Here is a 12,703-nt window from a genome sequence, read left to right on the forward strand (position 1 = left end):
TGTCATAAAGTCAAAAAACCCCATAAAATGATATCGTGTTAACTTGTTTGTAATGTGAATGTCACAAATGTAATAAATTTACCCAATTCTTAAAGCCTAAGCCTTAAAATAGTTAGAACTATTTTAAAGCTTGGTTTTTAAGGGGTATTGTTCGATTTTTGAGGGTGCCTTCTAAGCAAAAAAATGATGCTTTTGAAGGTAGTTTAGTGTTTGAAATGTCGTGTGCCTGTAAAGACCATAGACATGTCGTTTTCATTGCAGTAATCAATTGATAACTTGTCTTTTATAGAGCCACCAGGTTGGATTACTGAATTAATTCCTGCCTTGTCTGCGATTTCAACACAATCAGGAAAAGGAAAAAATGCATCGCTGGCCATCACAGACCCGTTCAGGTCAAAATTAAAATGGTTCGCTTTGATAATCGCTTGATTTAAAGCATCAACTCTGGATGTCTGACCAGTTCCACTTGCCAATAATTGTTTGTTTTTTGCCAGAACAATGGTATTCGATTTTGTGTTCTTACATATTTTTGAGGCAAACAAAAGGTCGTCTATTTCTCCTTGTTTAGGAGCTTTTTCTGTTGCCTGATTTAAGTCGGTTTCACGATCAGTTCTGGCATCTTTTTCCTGACTCAATACGCCATTCAAAGCAGTACGATAGTTAGAAGTCGGCAACGCTATGTCTTTCTGAATTAGAATGATTCGATTCTTTTTACCTTTTAAAATTTCCAGGGCTTCTTTTTGATACGATGGGGCAATAACCACCTCACAAAATAATTTGTGAATTTCTTCTGCCGTTTTCACATCAATTTCAGTATTAGCAATTAAAATTCCTCCAAAGGCGGACACAGGATCTCCTGCCAGCGCATCGATATACGCCTGTGAAATAGAATCTCTTTGTGCCAAACCACAAGCGTTGTTATGCTTTAAAATTGCAAAAGTAGGAGCTTCCCCTTTGAATTCGTTCATTAAATTTACAGCTGCATCTACATCCAGTAAATTGTTATATGACAATTCTTTTCCGTGAAGTTTGTCGAATAAAGCCTCTAAATTCCCAAAGAAATATCCTTTTTGATGTGGGTTTTCACCATATCTCAATTCGCTCACCTGGTCAAAACTGGCTCTGAACTCAACTTCACCGGCGTCTTGATTTAAATATTTGAAGATAGCCGTATCATAATGACTGGAAACACTAAAGGCCTTGGCTGCGAAATTTTTACGATCTTCTATTTCGATGGTTCCTTCGTTTTTAGATATGATATCAAGAAATTCATCGTATTGTTTCATGCTGGAAACACAAATTACATCTTTGAAATTCTTTGCAGCTGCCCGAATAAGTGAAATACCTCCGATGTCAATTTTTTCAATGATGTCCTGTTCTGAAGCATCACTGGCCACTGTCTTTTCAAAAGGATATAGATCCACAATAACAATGTCAATTTCCGGGATGGCATACTCGCTTAACTGAGATAAATCTCCCTGGTTTTCTCTTCTCCCAAGAATACCTCCAAAAACTTTGGGATGCAAGGTTTTAACCCTTCCTCCCAGTATAGAAGGATAGCTTGTTAATTCCTCAACAGGAACAACATCAATTCCTAAATCCTTGATAAATTTCTCGGTTCCTCCTGTAGAATAAATAGTTACTCCAAGATCGTTTAACTTTTTCACTATAGGTTCTAATCCGTCTTTGTGAAATACGGAAATCAGCGCCGATTTTACTTTTATACTCTTGCTCATAATTCTTGTTGAAGATTTTTCGCAAAAGTAAGAAAACAATCTTGATCAACAATCAATTGGAACAAGATAATCTGTAAGTTTTAAGAATAAATAGTGACAATAGGAAGTTGTTTTTCAGGGGATTTGAGAAAGATAAAAACGGACGATTGAAATCAGGTGGAGAGAAGATTTTCAGAAAGCCTATATTTGACAAGACTTAGCCAACGCCATAGTTCAATATTAAGTAAAAAATAAGTACACTTTGAAGAAAGTAGTTTTAGGTCTTAGAAGTAATTGGAAGCAATTTGTCTTGCTTGTCATTGTGAATACTTTTGTTGGAGGAATGGTAGGGATGGAGCGTACGATCTTACCACAGCTGGCTGAAGAGAAGTTTCATCTGACGGTGCATACTGCGATTCTGTCCTTCATTATTATTTTTGGTGTCTCCAAAGCAATCACTAATTATTTTACCGGAGTGCTTTCGGACCGGATAGGTAGGAGAAAATTACTCATCCTGGGCTGGATAATTGCCCTTCCTATTCCTTTGATTTTAATTTATGCACCGAATTGGTCTTGGGTCATATTTGCCAATTTATTGTTGGGAATTAACCAGGGATTGACCTGGTCAAGCACCGTTGTAATGAAAATTGATCTGGTCGGAGAAAAGAATCGAGGCCTGGCTATGGGATTTAATGAATCTGCCGGGTATTTGGCCGTTGGAGCGGTGGCGTTTTTGACAGGATGGGTGGCCTCGAATTATGGTTTGAGTCCATACCCATTTTATATAGGAATCCTTCTTTCAATTCTTGGCTTATTGTTTTCCATTTTCTTTATAAAAGATACAAGGCATCATGTTGCTGTGGAATCTGAGCAGGATTCAACGGATCAGATGAATCGCGTTTTTTGGGAAACAACCTGGGCCAATAAAAACCTTGGTTCAATTACGCAGGCGGGAATGGTAAATAATCTAAATGACGGTATGGTATGGGGCTTGTTTCCGATTCTTCTTGCCAGTCTTCAGTTTGATTTGGAACAAATTGGAATGATTGTGTCAGTTTATCCTGCGGTCTGGGGTGTCGGTCAGCTTTTTACGGGGAGACTCGCAGATATCCTTCCAAAAAGAACTCTTTTGTTTTGGGGTATGCTTTTACAGGGAATAGCCCTGGGTTTTATGGCCTTTACAACAACATTTTTGCCTTTTGTTCTCCTATCAATTGTTCTGGGGATAGGTACCGCCTTGGTATATCCTACTTTTTTGGCAGGAATCGCTTCCTATACAAGCCCGGTTCAAAGAGCGGAAAGCATCGGGGTATTCAGATTGTGGCGAGATCTGGGCTATGCAATTGGTGCTGTTCTAACGGGAGTAGTGGCGGATATGTTTGGGATCACTTATTCCATTGCTGTTATAGCAGTGATTACACTTATATCGTCACTGATAATAAGATTTAGAATGGAGGCTGGTTAATTATTCCATCGAGATTTAATGTAGCTACTTTTTCACAGATATATTCGAGCAATTCTTCATCTTCTTTTGTAAATGGTGATTTGTCATGTGAGTCAATATCTATCTGGCCAATATTTTTGTCTTTTTGAAAGATAGGAATGACAATTTCAGACTTGACATCAATTCCACAAGAAATATAATTGTCTTGTTCCGACACATCTTGAACGATAAAATTTTTGTTGCTTACAGCCACCTGACCACAAATTCCTTTTCCAAAAGGAATAATTGTGTGTTCTGTAGGTGTCCCTGCGAATTGGGCTAATTTTAATTCTTGTTTAGTTCCATTGATAAAATAGAAACCGACCCAATGAAAATGAGGATAATTATTTTTTAGAACATCACATATTTGCTGCAGTTTAGCATCCGTTTGTAGATCATTTTCAATTATTTGAGAAATTTTGCTTTTGAAATTCATTTTATCTAAATCTTTCCTATAAATTTGAGACGTAAAAATATTTAATCTTTGCAAAAAAATAAAGCCATAATTGTTTTTTTAATAAAATTCTTTGCTACCTATTTTATTCTTTTTGGAGCATATTCATTTTACTTAAACAAAACCCAGCAAAGAACAGATGTTTTTGTTTGTTCTCCTGTTACTACCTCAATTGCATATCATGTGCGAAACACGGCTAGAATGTTGGGGTACGAAGCAGAAATTGAACAGCATACAGAAGAGTTATCCATAAAATTTATTCTCAATGGAAACTATGTCTCTCGCATTATAGAAGGTTGTAACTCTGTGAGCATCATTATTCTGTTTCTTTCTTTTATAATTGCCTTTTCAGGGAATTTTATAAATACCTTGTTATTCGGTCTTTTTGGAAGTGTTCTGATTTATATAGTCAATATACTTAGAATCATTGCCTTAAGTATTTTGTATTATAAATATCCTGAGTATCAAACCATCCTTCATGACTTGTTGTTTCCATCCATCATTTATGGATTAACATTTGTTCTGTGGGTCACTTGGGTGAAGTTTTTTTCTAACTTGAATAAAAGTAAAAATGGATAAGAAATATCGTGTCATCATTATTTTGTTTTTATTCTTTTTATTGGTGCTGGTGAGAGGTTTTGAACAAGTATTATTTTACGATCCTTTTATAAATTATTTTAAGAATGATTATCTGTATGAGCCTATCCCTGTTTTTAGTGGTTCCAAACTGTTGATATCACTGATTTTTAGATATGGTTTAAATACGCTGATATCATTATTGATTATTTATGTCGCCTTCCAGAATAAGAATTTTGTACTATTTTCTTTGAAGTTTTACCTCATTGCCTTTGTCTTATTATCCATCACCTTTTTTGTTATTTTAAAGGGAGAACTGGCCGATGGATATTTATTTGCTATTTATATAAGAAGGTTTTTAATCCATCCTCTTTTTGTGTTGTTATTGTTGCCGGCGTTCTATTATAATCAGTTAACTTCAAAAGAAATAATTTAACAATTATTTAAAATTCTTACAACACGAAATGTCCTACATTTGGTACTATGTTACAGATGTTAGATAAAATAATGGCCCTCATTATAGCACTGGCGATAATGCTTACTACGGCGATAAATGCGTTCGGTTAAGAGTCCCTTTTTTGACTTGATACGCGTGAATTCTAAAAATAGAGAATTCTTTTTTTAGAATGGAATTTTATGAGACCATGCACTGGTTTTTTTAAATAATCCTGTCTTGTCTTTAGGTGGATTTCTTTTAACGTATCTTTGTTTTTTATTTTAAAATGAATTTCAATGAATGCAGCACTTAAATTATTCGGTTTCCTTTTTGTTTCCTTTTTGTTCATAGTTTCTTGTGATACGCCCAAAAAAGAAACTGATATGGATAAAAAAGAGATTGAACAACAAGATTCATCTGATCCGATTGGGGATCAAGAAGAAGAGCCGAAGGATTATGGTTATGAAATGGCGATGTCTGCCTATCAATGTCCGATGAAATGTGAAGGAGATAAAACCTATAAAGAAAATGGGGACTGCCCTAAATGCAAGATGGAATTGAAAGAAATTGAAGTCGCTGAAAATTCAGCAACAAAAGAAGAAAGTACTTCTCATTAATTGCATAAAAAAAACGACCCTCAGGGTCGTTTTTTTTATTCTTTACATGCAGACACAAAATCAACAAATAATGGATGCGGATTTAGTACCGTACTTTTGTATTCCGGATGGTATTGCACTCCCACAAACCATTTGTGTTCCGGGATCTCTACAATTTCAACCAAACCGGTTTTTGGATTGTAACCGGTTGGCTTTAAGCCGGCAGCGGTCAATTTTTCCAAATAGTCGTTATTAAATTCGTAACGATGTCTGTGTCTTTCACTTATTAGATCCTCCTTGTATATGTCATAAGCTTTAGAGTCTTTGACCAATTTACAATCCCAGGCACCCAATCTCATAGTACCTCCTTTCTCAGTAACCATCTTTTGATCTTCCATGATGTCAATGACAGGATGGGCTGTGTTAATACTCATTTCTGTGGAGTTGGCCTCTTTTAGATTTAACACATTACGCGCATATTCGATCACTGCCATTTGCATGCCAAGGCAAATTCCAAGAAAAGGTATGTTGTTCTCTCTGACATATCTTACAGCAGCAATTTTCCCTTCGATTCCTCGATCTCCAAATCCCGGAGCAACCACCAAACCTTTGAGACCTTTTAATTTCTCATCAGCATTATTCTCATTCAAATCTTCAGAATGAATCGGGTGTATATTGACTTTCAGTTTATTATGGGCACCGGCATGATCTAATGCCTCAAGAATAGACTTATAGGCATCCTGTAATTCAATGTATTTTCCAACCAATCCAATGTCCAAGGTTCCTTCCGGATTTTTATAATGATCGAGAAATTGGTTCCATCGGGTAAGAACAGGTTTCTTTGTCGCTTTTAGTCCAAGTTTATTGAGAACTACTTTATCTAATCCTTCTCCAAGCATCAGATTAGGAACGTCATAGATGGTTTTAGCGTCTATGGATTCAATAATTGCATTCTTATCAACATTGCAAAATAAAGCAAGTTTTCTTTTAATATCATCTCCAATATGATGTTCAGTACGACATACCAAAATATCAGGACTGATTCCACTCTGCATCAGTTCTTTCACAGAATGTTGTGTGGGTTTGGTTTTAAGCTCTTTGGCAGCTGCTAGATAAGGGATGAGCGTTAAGTGAATGACAATGGCATTTTCCTGACCAAGGTCCCATTTCAATTGGCGAACAGCTTCAATATAGGGTAATGATTCAATGTCGCCAACCGTACCGCCAATTTCTGTGATCACGATATCGTACTCACCTGTTTGCCCCAGGATTTTTATTCTTCGTTTGATTTCATTCGTAATATGAGGAATAATCTGCACCGTCTTCCCTAAATAATCGCCTTTTCGTTCCTTATTAATCACCGTTTGATAAATGCGTCCGGTAGTAACATTGTTGGCCTGTGAAGTAGGGATATTAAGAAACCGTTCATAATGACCAAGGTCAAGATCTGTTTCTGCACCATCATTGGTCACAAAACACTCCCCATGTTCATAAGGATTTAAGGTTCCGGGGTCTACATTTAAATATGGATCCAGTTTCTGAATGGTAACAGAAAAACCGCTTGATTGTAATAGTTTTGCTAAAGAGGCAGCAATAATTCCTTTTCCAAGAGATGAACTCACACCCCCTGTAACAAAAATATACTTGGTATTTGGCATTGTGTTTAGGTTTGTGCAAAATTACAAAGTCTATCAATTGTGGCAAGAGATTTCTTTTTTTATTTTTTGCGCAAAAAAAAACCGTCAGTTTCAACTGACGGTTTTCTTCATTTTATACATCTCAAAATTAGTTGATGATCTCATCACTGCTTTTGAATTTTTTGGAAAGAACCATTTCCTGATTCTCAAATTTCATATTTTTAATAATGTACTTGTCTGATTCAACACAACTCGCACTTGATCCACCACAGGAAGCTAAACTTGCTGTTGCGAAAATAAAAACTAATAAATAGGCTAACTTTTTCATAGGTTTAATTTTTCATTAATAATAATCAAGGGAGATTGCTATTATAACGTATAAAAAAATTGTTTAGTATAAATGGGTCAAAAGAATTATGAAGTCAAGCGATCGAGAGTGTATTTGATCATGTTGTCGACGGCGGCATAAGGATCTTTACTGAAAGTTAAATTTACTCGGTTTGCGATGATAGCATTCATTGATATAGCCTTGTGTCCCAGTAATTTAGATAATCCGTAAATAACTGAAGTTTCCATCTCAAAATTCGTAATTCTGACCTCATTGTATTGAAAGGATTCGATCTTCTTATTTAAATGATCATCACTTAAAGAAAGGCGTAATATTCTTCCCTGAGGTCCGTAAAAACCACCTGAGGTAGCTGTTATTCCTGAAAATACTGAATCCGAAATCAGTTTGTTTTCCAAAACCTCACTATTTTGAACGATGTAAGGCCTTGCTTTTTTATCGGAATAGTTGCAATGCTTGATAAACGCATTTTCTATGTCGTTTTCTAAGATGCCCTGATGATCATAAAAGTGAAGAACTCCATCAAACCCCAGTCCATATTTACCTAAAACAATTGAATCAACCGGAATTTCAGCCTGTAAGGATCCAGAGGTTCCCATTCGTACAATCTGAAGACTTGTCATTTCTTTTTTGACGGTTCTGGTTTTTAAATCAATATTTACCAATGCATCAATCTCATTTAAAACAATATCGATATTATCGGGACCAATTCCTGTTGAAATAACTGTTATTCTTTTGCCATTAAGGGTTCCTATAATAGTTTTAAATTCTCTTTTCTGGGTTGTAAATTCAATCGTATCAAAATGACTGGCGACCCTTTCTACCCGGTTCTGATCACCTACAAAAATAACCAATGGGGCAATGTGTTCCGGTTTTAAATTGATGTGATAGATACTGCCATCAGGGTTAAGAATGAGTTCAGAAGGACCTATGGTGCGCATAAATGAAATAATCTTTAAATGTGATAGAGTCTGGGAATTACCCACCAACTCTTTTTACTTGATAGCCTTCTTTTTGTAGAATGGTCATTATTTTATCCCGATGTTTTCCTTGAATAATGATCTCACCATCTTTTACAGAACCTCCAACACTACATTTGGTTTTTAACAGTTTGGCCAGTGACTTTAAGTCTGATGAGGGCCCGATAAAACCGGAAATAACAGTAACAGTTTTGCCTCCACGACCTTTATTTGAAAAATGAGCTTCCAATTGCTGATCTTTAGCGTCCAGTATTTCGGTTGATTCTTCTGATAAAGAAGAAAAGTCCTCTTCTTTATTTGTTGAGAAAACAAATCCACCGAGGTCAGATAAATTATTTAATTTTTTCTTAGCCATTACGTCGTCTCCAATATTTTGACAGACCAAATATAAATAAAATAAGACCGATAATAAACATTCCAAGAAAACAATAATAACAGTCTTCTTTTACTTTTAATGAAAGCACGGTAACCATAACAGAGGCAACTACAATGGATGCGGGATTTGAATAATTCATTTATTTTTTAATCTTTTCCAGGCAAAGAATAAAAGGGCCAATGATTCAAAGGTAAGTCCCAGGCCTATAAAAATCATTGCCTGGTCCCAGGCAAAAAAGGTTCCAACAGCACCTATTAAAATCAGCAGCAGACCAAAAGAAAACAGTGATATGATATTCTTGTTCATCTCTTGAATTTATTTTCGATACAAGGGAATTAAATAGGACACCGTGTAGTTAAAACTAAAACCATTGTTATTGACAAAGACTCTTTCAAAACCGGGCACATATAAATTTTTAAAATTGTCTGGTTGTGTAGAGCTTAACATGGTGTTCCCTCTAAATGATACTCCTAAGAATATATTGTGTAAAACTTCTACCTTAAGTCCAATAACAAATTCCAGCCAATGAGCAGACAAGCCATCGAAGGTTTCGAGGTCCGATTCGATTCGATTGGGTACAAATGGATCTGTATTTACCAAGTAATCATTCACTTGCTGGTTAAATGTGCTAAATCCATAACGCAGTCCAACCACGATCATGTTTTCCATGCCAATCCAATTCTTATAGGCATTGTAATCGACTCCCAGTTTTACATATTCCCCCTTGGTAGAAAAGTTAAAAAAATCTTCCTGAGTAGTTTGGTCTCGATACCCCAACTCAGTGGCGATATAGAATCTTTTTGATACCCTGTAATCACCAACAATTTCAAAACCGTTAGAATCATCACTAAAAGCAGATACCACGGGCCGAACCACATCAATTCCCACCCTGATACCATACCTGTCCTTGTAGGTAACAGTATCTTTTGCCTCTTTACCCAATTGAGCCCAAAGAGGTGAGGATGCTAATAAAACGAAAAGGCTAATGATATATCTTGACATGCGCTTTATTTTCATCAATTATTTCTAGAGGGTCCTTGGTGATCTCCAATTCTTTCATCCAATTGTCATTATCATTATTAATAACAGGGTTGGCATTATTGAAAACAGTCTTGTAACCACAAGAACGGGAAACAAAGAGGTCCTGTTGATCATAGGATACAAAAAGGGTATCTATATTATCTTCTGTTCCCGCCGAGGTGTCACCTTGCAAGGTGAGAATAAATTTTGTTTGATTTTCTGTAACCACTAAGGGTATTGCAATAGAATCAGTAAGTAAACTAATTGATTCATTGGTGTATTCTCCATCAATACCTTCAATTTCAACCTTTAGGTTAATCACAGATTTTACTTCACTTGGTATATCATTATTGTAAAAACGTACGATTAGTTTTGGTGTAATATCTTCTAGACAGATCTCATCGCGTTCACAGCCCGGAATGATGACTAAAAGTATAAGCATAAAAAGACTGCTGTAAATTTTTCTCATCCTTAATTTTTCCGTTTTAACAATACGACATTTTCCACATGATGCGTCTGAGGGAACATATCTACAGCCTGTGTTTTCTCAATGGTATATAGCTCCTTCATAAGTGATAAATCTCTGGCCTGCGTCGCAGAATTACAGCTAATATAAACAACTTTTTCGGGTAAGATATTTAAAATCTGGGCAACTACTTTTTGATGCATGCCATCTCTTGGGGGATCTGTTATGATAAGATCAGGAGTACCGTTGGTTTGAATAAAATCTTCAGTAAAAACTTTTGCCATATCGCCGACATGGAAAACCGTATTGTCAATTTTATTTTCTCGGGCATTTTCTTTGGCATCTGCAATTGCTTCGGGAACGGCCTCAATTCCGACTACTTTTTTAGCTTTTGAAGCCACAAATTGCGCAATGGTCCCTGTACCGGTATACAAGTCGTACACTATTTCATCTCCTTTTAAATTGGCAAAATCTCTCCCAATTTTATACAATTCATAGGCTTGTGAAGAATTTGTCTGGTAAAATGACTTGGCGTTAATTTTAAACTTCAAGCCTTCCATTTCTTCAAAAATATGATCTCGACCACTAAACAGTATAACGTCTTGATCATAGATGGAATCGTTTCCTTTTTGATTGATAATATATTGTAGAGATGTTATTTCCGGAAAAGTCTTTTTGATAAAATTTAATAGTAATTCGCGTTTTTCTACATCTTCGTGAAAAAATTGGATGACCAGCATGATCTCTCCATTGGAACTTATTCGGATCATCATGGTTCTAAGCATCCCGCTTTGCTGCCTTGGATTGAAAAAAGAAATGTTGTTTTCTATGGCGAAATCCCTCACTGAATTTCGAATGGCATTACTGGGCTCTTCCTGAAGATGACACTTTTTAATATCGAGAATTTTATCCCACATTCCCGGGATATGGAATCCACAGGCATTTTTGTCATCAAATTCAACATCGCTTTTCAATTCTTCCTCTGTCAACCATCGCGAATCGGAAAAGGAAAATTCCATTTTGTTTCTGTAGAAATAAGTTTTTTCACTCCCGGCAATCGGAGTTACCTCCGGAAGTTCTAAATGACCTATTCTAATGAGGTTATTGGTGACCTCTTTTTGTTTATACATTAACTGGTCCTGATAATTCATATGCTGCCACTTGCATCCTCCACAGGTGCCAAAATGTTCGCAGACCGGGTCAACTCTTTTGTCAGACAAATGATGAAACTTCACTGCCTTTCCTTCAAAGTAAGATTTTCTTTTTCTACCCGTTCTGATATCAACAATATCTCCGGGAACCGCATTGCTTAAAAAAACCACTCTTCCGTCAGGAGATTTAGCAACGGTTTTCCCTTTTGCTGCAGTATCAATGACCTCTATGTTCTCAAATAAATGAAATTTCTTTTTTCTTGACATGCTGCAAAAGTAAGTCATTTTTATGATTTTTCTAGTGGGTTTTTAAGATGAATACGGCTTAGATTTGGCATTATTTTGTAGTTTTAACCGAATGGATTTAAAGCCACATAGAAAGATAATTCATGTTGATATGGATGCGTTTTATGCCTCTGTGGAACAGATGGATAATCCAGAGCTCAGAGGGAAACCTTTAGCAGTTGGAGGAGGAGGTGAGAGAGGCGTGGTGGCTGCGGCAAGTTATGAAGCGCGTAAATTTGGGGTTCGGTCTGCTATGAGCGGCGCACAGGCAAAACGCAACTGTCCTGATTTGATCTTTGTAAAGCCACGATTTTCTCGTTATAAAGAGATCTCCGGTCAGATCAGGGAAATATTTCACGAGTATACCGATTTGGTGGAGCCTCTGTCGTTGGATGAGGCATATTTAGATGTGACTCAGAACAAAGCGAACATTCCTTCAGCTTCTATCATCGCCACAGCTATTCGCAGGAAAATTTTTGAAAAGGTTGGCTTAGCTGCATCTGCAGGAATATCGAATAGCAAGTTTGTCGCAAAAATTGCATCAGATGTTAATAAACCCAATGGTCAAAAGACCATAGCCCCTGAGGAAGTGGAAGCTTTTTTAGAAGAATTACCAATAGAAAAGTTTTTCGGCATTGGAAAGGTAACCGCAGGTAAGATGTACTTGCTAGGGATTTTTACAGGCAAAGATCTAAAATCTAAAAGTCTGGAATTTCTAAAGAATCATTTTAAATCTTCTGGAGAACATTATTATCATGTGGTACGTGGAAATCACCACAGCGATGTAAAACCCAACAGAATTCAAAAATCAGTGGCTGCCGAACATACATTTGTGAAAAATTTGACCTCTGAGATTTATATGATGGAGCGATTGGAAACCATCGCAACAGAATTGGAAAACAGGCTAAAAAAATCCAAAGTCGCCGGAAAAACAATTACATTAAAGATAAAGTATAGTGATTTTACGCTGCAGACGAGAAGTAAAACCTTGGCCTATTTTATTAAGGATAAAGACATTCTTCTGCAAACAGTGAGAGAATTATTGTACCAGGATGCTCTCAAGGATTCTGTAAGATTACTGGGGATATCAGTATCAAATCTGAACAATACGGATCATAAAAATGAAAAAGTGATCGATGTTCAGCTTAAATTTGAGTTTTAAGCAAAAAAAAGTGTGCATCG

Annotated in this window: 15 protein-coding genes; 5 read left to right on the forward strand and 10 right to left on the reverse strand. The window is 36.3% G+C overall.

Annotated elements, in window-relative coordinates:
• Nucleotides 1-203: 203 nt before the first annotated feature.
• Nucleotides 204-1,736, reverse strand: coding sequence for a bifunctional phosphoribosylaminoimidazolecarboxamide formyltransferase/IMP cyclohydrolase (gene purH / locus ACR2MV_RS04230; protein WP_434020654.1), 1,533 nt, complete (start codon nucleotides 1,734-1,736; stop codon nucleotides 204-206).
• A gap of 241 nt (nucleotides 1,737-1,977) precedes the next feature.
• On the opposite strand from purH, the gene ACR2MV_RS04235 reads away from it, so the two are divergent.
• Nucleotides 1,978-3,180 (forward strand): MFS transporter, encoded by a 1,203-nt coding sequence (locus ACR2MV_RS04235; protein ID WP_434020655.1) that lies wholly within the window; start codon nucleotides 1,978-1,980, stop codon nucleotides 3,178-3,180.
• On the opposite strand, the gene ACR2MV_RS04240 is transcribed toward ACR2MV_RS04235, so the two are convergent.
• Nucleotides 3,161-3,634 carry a GAF domain-containing protein gene (locus tag ACR2MV_RS04240; protein ID WP_434020656.1) on the reverse strand — a complete coding sequence of 158 codons (474 nt, stop codon included), beginning with the start codon at nucleotides 3,632-3,634 and terminating at the stop codon, nucleotides 3,161-3,163. The genes ACR2MV_RS04235 and ACR2MV_RS04240 overlap by 20 nt on opposite strands.
• Nucleotides 3,635-3,682: 48 nt before the next feature.
• Here ACR2MV_RS04240 and xrtF point away from each other — a divergent pair, with 48 nt between their 5' ends.
• The 3 genes from xrtF (at nucleotide 3,683) to ACR2MV_RS04255 (ending at nucleotide 5,281) form a co-directional block, all read left to right on the forward strand.
• Nucleotides 3,683-4,231: an exosortase family protein XrtF gene (xrtF, locus tag ACR2MV_RS04245; protein WP_434020657.1), complete on the forward strand. Its 549-nt coding sequence runs from the start codon at nucleotides 3,683-3,685 to the stop codon at nucleotides 4,229-4,231.
• On the forward strand, nucleotides 4,224-4,664 hold the full coding sequence (locus ACR2MV_RS04250) for an exosortase F system-associated membrane protein (RefSeq protein ID WP_434020658.1): 441 nt from the start codon (nucleotides 4,224-4,226) through the stop codon (nucleotides 4,662-4,664). Before xrtF ends, ACR2MV_RS04250 begins: the two co-directional genes overlap by 8 nt.
• Before the next feature lie 296 nt (nucleotides 4,665-4,960).
• Entirely contained in the window at nucleotides 4,961-5,281 is a 321-nt protein-coding gene (locus tag ACR2MV_RS04255; protein WP_434020659.1) for a heavy metal-binding domain-containing protein, read from the forward strand.
• Between the two features lie 35 nt (nucleotides 5,282-5,316).
• On the opposite strand, the gene ACR2MV_RS04260 is transcribed toward ACR2MV_RS04255, so the two are convergent.
• From ACR2MV_RS04260 to rlmD, 8 genes are all read right to left on the reverse strand, one after another.
• A complete protein-coding gene (locus ACR2MV_RS04260) occupies nucleotides 5,317-6,918 on the reverse strand; it encodes a CTP synthase (RefSeq protein WP_434020660.1) in 1,602 nt (533 codons plus the stop codon).
• Between the two features lie 127 nt (nucleotides 6,919-7,045).
• Nucleotides 7,046-7,225 carry a hypothetical protein gene (locus ACR2MV_RS04265; RefSeq protein ID WP_434020661.1) on the reverse strand — a complete coding sequence of 60 codons (180 nt, stop codon included), beginning with the start codon at nucleotides 7,223-7,225 and terminating at the stop codon, nucleotides 7,046-7,048.
• An 86-nt stretch (nucleotides 7,226-7,311) separates the two neighbouring features.
• On the reverse strand, nucleotides 7,312-8,184 hold the full coding sequence (locus ACR2MV_RS04270) for a nucleoside phosphorylase (RefSeq protein ID WP_434020662.1): 873 nt from the start codon (nucleotides 8,182-8,184) through the stop codon (nucleotides 7,312-7,314).
• A 37-nt stretch (nucleotides 8,185-8,221) separates the two neighbouring features.
• Nucleotides 8,222-8,578, reverse strand: coding sequence for a translation initiation factor (locus tag ACR2MV_RS04275; protein WP_434020663.1), 357 nt, complete (start codon nucleotides 8,576-8,578; stop codon nucleotides 8,222-8,224).
• A 156-nt stretch (nucleotides 8,579-8,734) separates the two neighbouring features.
• Nucleotides 8,735-8,905, reverse strand: a complete 171-nt coding sequence (locus ACR2MV_RS04280; RefSeq protein WP_434020664.1) for a hypothetical protein — start codon at nucleotides 8,903-8,905, stop codon at nucleotides 8,735-8,737.
• A gap of 9 nt (nucleotides 8,906-8,914) precedes the next feature.
• On the reverse strand, nucleotides 8,915-9,601 hold the full coding sequence (locus ACR2MV_RS04285; protein ID WP_434020665.1) for a DUF6048 family protein: 687 nt from the start codon (nucleotides 9,599-9,601) through the stop codon (nucleotides 8,915-8,917).
• Nucleotides 9,582-10,088, reverse strand: coding sequence for a DUF6452 family protein (locus tag ACR2MV_RS04290; RefSeq protein WP_434020666.1), 507 nt, complete (start codon nucleotides 10,086-10,088; stop codon nucleotides 9,582-9,584). The genes ACR2MV_RS04285 and ACR2MV_RS04290 overlap by 20 nt, the downstream gene beginning before the upstream one ends.
• Nucleotides 10,089-10,090: 2 nt before the next feature.
• The gene (rlmD, locus tag ACR2MV_RS04295; protein WP_434020667.1) at nucleotides 10,091-11,503 is read right to left on the reverse strand and encodes a 23S rRNA (uracil(1939)-C(5))-methyltransferase RlmD; all 1,413 of its coding nucleotides are present in this window, start codon (nucleotides 11,501-11,503) and stop codon (nucleotides 10,091-10,093) included.
• Between the two features lie 91 nt (nucleotides 11,504-11,594).
• On the opposite strand from rlmD, the gene dinB reads away from it, so the two are divergent.
• The gene (gene dinB / locus ACR2MV_RS04300; RefSeq protein ID WP_434020668.1) at nucleotides 11,595-12,683 is read left to right on the forward strand and encodes a DNA polymerase IV; all 1,089 of its coding nucleotides are present in this window, start codon (nucleotides 11,595-11,597) and stop codon (nucleotides 12,681-12,683) included.
• Nucleotides 12,684-12,703: the final 20 nt, after the last annotated feature.

The sequence above is a fragment of the Lutimonas sp. genome, assembly GCF_051011215.1.
GTDB lineage: Bacteria > Bacteroidota > Bacteroidia > Flavobacteriales > Flavobacteriaceae > Lutimonas.

Coding starts and splice junctions, on each gene's coding strand:
- dinB (WP_434020668.1), top strand. CDS start 11,595: ATGGATTTAAAGCCACATAGAAAGATAATTCATGTTGATATGGATGCG.
- rlmD (WP_434020667.1), bottom strand. CDS start 11,503: ATGTCAAGAAAAAAGAAATTTCATTTATTTGAGAACATAGAGGTCATT.
- ACR2MV_RS04290 (WP_434020666.1), bottom strand. CDS start 10,088: ATGAGAAAAATTTACAGCAGTCTTTTTATGCTTATACTTTTAGTCATC.
- ACR2MV_RS04275 (WP_434020663.1), bottom strand. CDS start 8,578: ATGGCTAAGAAAAAATTAAATAATTTATCTGACCTCGGTGGATTTGTT.
- ACR2MV_RS04250 (WP_434020658.1), top strand. CDS start 4,224: ATGGATAAGAAATATCGTGTCATCATTATTTTGTTTTTATTCTTTTTA.
- ACR2MV_RS04270 (WP_434020662.1), bottom strand. CDS start 8,184: ATGCGCACCATAGGTCCTTCTGAACTCATTCTTAACCCTGATGGCAGT.
- ACR2MV_RS04260 (WP_434020660.1), bottom strand. CDS start 6,918: ATGCCAAATACCAAGTATATTTTTGTTACAGGGGGTGTGAGTTCATCT.
- ACR2MV_RS04280 (WP_434020664.1), bottom strand. CDS start 8,905: ATGAACAAGAATATCATATCACTGTTTTCTTTTGGTCTGCTGCTGATT.
- ACR2MV_RS04285 (WP_434020665.1), bottom strand. CDS start 9,601: ATGTCAAGATATATCATTAGCCTTTTCGTTTTATTAGCATCCTCACCT.
- purH (WP_434020654.1), bottom strand. CDS start 1,736: ATGAGCAAGAGTATAAAAGTAAAATCGGCGCTGATTTCCGTATTTCAC.
- ACR2MV_RS04255 (WP_434020659.1), top strand. CDS start 4,961: ATGAATGCAGCACTTAAATTATTCGGTTTCCTTTTTGTTTCCTTTTTG.
- ACR2MV_RS04240 (WP_434020656.1), bottom strand. CDS start 3,634: ATGAATTTCAAAAGCAAAATTTCTCAAATAATTGAAAATGATCTACAA.
- ACR2MV_RS04265 (WP_434020661.1), bottom strand. CDS start 7,225: ATGAAAAAGTTAGCCTATTTATTAGTTTTTATTTTCGCAACAGCAAGT.